Raw genomic sequence first — 3272 nt, 5'->3', positions numbered from 1 at the left:
GAGCATGAGCAGGGCCTACGCGCTCAAAAAGAGCCGCATGCAATGAAAGAAGAAGCACTCACGCAAGCCGCGTGATGCAGAACACGTGTCCACAACTTGCGGGGAACCCCACCTTATGGGTGTATCGCTTTTGGCGTGTGGGCCGAGCGAATCACCTGAAACTTCAGGAACCGTGACCGCAAACAACACGCCCAAATCCTTCGGAGGTACCCGCCCGGCCAAGGACGAATTCGCTGACTTCCTGAACACCATCGACGACACCGTGCAGCACTCCGGCACCACATTCCCGGGGTGGGACCTGAAGAGGACTGCGGGTTACAGTACGGAATCGTGCGGTATCAAGTCCAGGGAAAACGGTAACAGCTACACCGTGGTCGGAGACGGCGGGCCGGTAGCAGATCCGAAGTCTGCCGTCGAGACGATGAAATCTCGCTGGGAAGCCAAAGGCTACACAATCGAAGGGATAGTGCCATGGCCGGGCGAAAACCAACGCATCGATCTCAGCGCAACGACACCTCTGGGCACGCGGGTTGTCTTCACACCCTCCAAAGGGACGAAGTGGAATCAACCTCAAGAGTGACTGCACCCTTGATCCGTTGGCAAAGGAAGCAACGACGGTGACAAGCCCGCTCGATGTATCAACCACCACACCCAGTACAGCCCCGGAAAAATAGGTCCCGTGCCCAGCAACAACAGCCGTCACAGTAACCGGGTCATTGCCCTGTCCATTGCCACGCTCTTGACCGTGGTGTTAGTGGGGTGTGGCCCGGCCGAATCACCTGACATTGGAGGAACCGTGACTGGATCGAGTACTGAGAAACCGTTCGGCGGAACACGTGCTGCGAAGCACGTTTTCAACGATTCCTTGGAGGCCGGGGATGATCTCGTGAAGCACTCCACAGCGAGCTGGCCGAGTTGGGATCGCCATGACTTGGCGGGCTATAACGGGCAGGCTTGCCGGGTGGAGTCCTCGCAAGACGGCCGCTACTACCGAACCAGACGCGAGGCAGGAGCAGTCGTTGACCCGGATGCTGAGATCGCTGCCATGAAAGCCCATTGGGAATCGCTGGGCTACACCATCGGGAACATCTTCACGAACATGGGCGGCAATGTCACAGCACGGCAAATCAACGCCACCACCCCAAACGGGGGCTTCGTCCAATACACGCCCGGCAAGACGCGGTCCAGCTTTCTCATTAAGAGTGATTGCACCCTTGACCCTGCCGGGCGTGAGATCACGACGGTGACGAGCCCGCTCGATGAGACCACCACCATTCCGAGTACTGCGCGGCCGAAGTAGGTGTCTGGTCCGGTCTCCGTTCGGCGGATACCAGATCGTACAACGCTTACTAGGGCTGTGAATTAACTGGCGGTATCAACAGGGCATGACTATTTGGTGTGGTTACACCACCGTGGCCGGGCGGGTGGTATTGCTCAGAGCTTGACGGCGGACGCTGATCTCGTGGGCGGGGAAATCGTTGAATGACGCCGCCGCACCTCGACTCGTGTGGGTCACGCTCGTCTCGGGCAAAACCCACACTTGCGTACCATTTGGAAGCAGACTCCACAGACTCATCCGGTTCCCGCGAAGATCCCGCGCCAACACTGTGACCCCCAATTCGACACGAGATGTTTCGGCATTGTAGGTAGCCGCCGCTCGTGTCTCAGAGACGGACAACATTGGTAAGGGAGACAGCAACGCTGCATGGCTGCCCTAGACGACCGTACAAGCCTCAAGTGCACTGGAAGGTGATCGGTGAACGAATACCGGTGCTGGCCATCAAGGTCTGGGCCTTCCACGAGGATGAGGAGACCGTGTTCGAGCACGTAATTTGCTTCGGGATAGCGCCGCCCGGAAAGACGAGCAGTCGGCCTGCTCCGAACGCGCTGTAAGGAAGCATGACCTTCGGGCCTGACGGACCTTTCATCGGTCGCATGCTCTTTGTGTTGTTGAGGGCCCGCAAGCTGGTGGCCAGCATGAAAGCGTGGTGTGTCAAACTTTCGCTTCGCCTGTGCCAATCGAACTGTTGGGACTAAAGGGCGCAGTGATTCCAATGGTTCTGCCGGAGATTCTCTTGTCATCTCGGCGGGCGGCATGCAAAAGCTTTGGCGCGGCAGCCGGCCAAATTCGGGGTGACTCGTTTGAGATGTGCGGGTTCAATCAACGCACTGCTCCATCGGGGCCACTTCAGTGCCGCTGACAGCTTCCGCAAGCAACCACCCTCACAGGGCCAAGCCGGTCCTCAATACTCTCGAAGCCCGGTGCTAAGACAGGATGGTCCTCCCTCTCCCCAACTAGTGGTCCACAGTGTCCCCTGCATGACACGCAGAAGAAGCACCAAGCCAGATTTCGCACTACCGCACTAAGGAGGTATCCCGCGTCGCTGCAGAGAACAGAACTGGCTGCGCAGCATTTCGTTGGTAGAGCTAATGCTCAGTCGAAGTTGCGCACAAGTTCAACAACCTGAAGGCAGGAGGCGCTCCGGATGTGAAGAGTCCTGATAGCCATGCCACCGCACGAGCCGGCGGCAACAGCCGTCTGAGGTATGCGCATCCTCCCATTCATATTGCGCAGCGATTATGCTCGGGACATGAAGAAACTATTGATAGGCATCGGCGTACAACTGGGCAGCTCCGCCGTGGCCATTGTTCTTGCTGCACTATTTCTGCCGGGGCTCCACCTGCGCTTCTCAGGATTCCTCACTGCAGTCATTGTCTTTACCGTTGCACAGTCGTTGTTGGTGGGACTGGTCGCCAAGCTGGCCACCAAGTACACGCCGGCGCTTGCTGGCGCTGCGTCATTGATCTCAACGTTCCTAGCCCTCGTCATTGCCGACTTCGGCTTCGGCGGCATCAACATCAATGGATTCGTAACCTGGATCTTCGCCACACTCATTGTCTGGGCCGTCACAGCGCTTTGTGCAGTCCTCGTGCCCAAGTACATCCTGAAGGAATCTGTCAACAAATAGCCGTCTCACTTCCGCCCGCTCCTTAGCCCGGCAACATGGCCAGAGGGTTTGCGTGCTGGCGGAAAGGCGTGTATTGTTTTTCGAGTTGCCCCGCTTGTTGGGGGAACGAAAATCCCCCTACTTGATGCCGGTTTTGCCGGTGTTTTTGTGGTGTTTTGGTGGGTTGGTTCGCTGTTTGGTGGATTTGCTTTCCTGAAACGTTGTGGGTAAGCTTGAAAAGTTGCCTCGGCACTGATCATTGCGGACTGTTTGTTGGTTTGGGTGTGTTGGCTGGGTGTGGTTGTTGTTTGAGAACTCAATAGT

General features: G+C 57.3%; 4 protein-coding genes. 3 read left to right on the top strand and 1 reads right to left on the bottom strand.

The features are described 5' to 3' along the window. Positions 1-172 precede the first annotated feature (172 nt). From ACX80E_RS17085 to ACX80E_RS17075, 3 genes are all read left to right on the top strand, one after another. The gene (locus tag ACX80E_RS17085) at positions 173-580 is read left to right on the top strand and encodes a hypothetical protein (RefSeq protein WP_459303260.1); all 408 of its coding nucleotides are present in this window, start codon (positions 173-175) and stop codon (positions 578-580) included. Positions 581-679: 99 nt separating this feature from the next. Then, complete coding sequence (locus ACX80E_RS17080; protein ID WP_459303259.1) at positions 680-1300, top strand: hypothetical protein; 621 nt, start codon at positions 680-682, stop codon at positions 1298-1300. A 1291-nt stretch (positions 1301-2591) separates the two neighbouring features. After that, positions 2592-2969, top strand: coding sequence for a hypothetical protein (locus ACX80E_RS17075; protein WP_459303258.1), 378 nt, complete (start codon positions 2592-2594; stop codon positions 2967-2969). 117 nt (positions 2970-3086) lie between these two features. Here ACX80E_RS17075 and ACX80E_RS17070 read toward each other — a convergent pair. Continuing rightward, a partial coding sequence (locus ACX80E_RS17070) for a hypothetical protein (protein ID WP_459303257.1) occupies positions 3087-3272 on the bottom strand: 186 nt, incomplete at its 5' end.

This window comes from Arthrobacter sp. TMN-49, from assembly GCF_054511095.1.
The sequence above is the reverse complement of the archived record's forward strand: the minus strand, read 5'-3'. Positions and strand labels throughout refer to the sequence as shown.

Bases quoted from the DNA above. Each gene is read 5' to 3' on its own strand.
- ACX80E_RS17075 (WP_459303258.1), top strand. From the start codon at position 2,592: ATGAAGAAACTATTGATAGGCATCGGCGTACAACTGGGCAGCTCCGCC.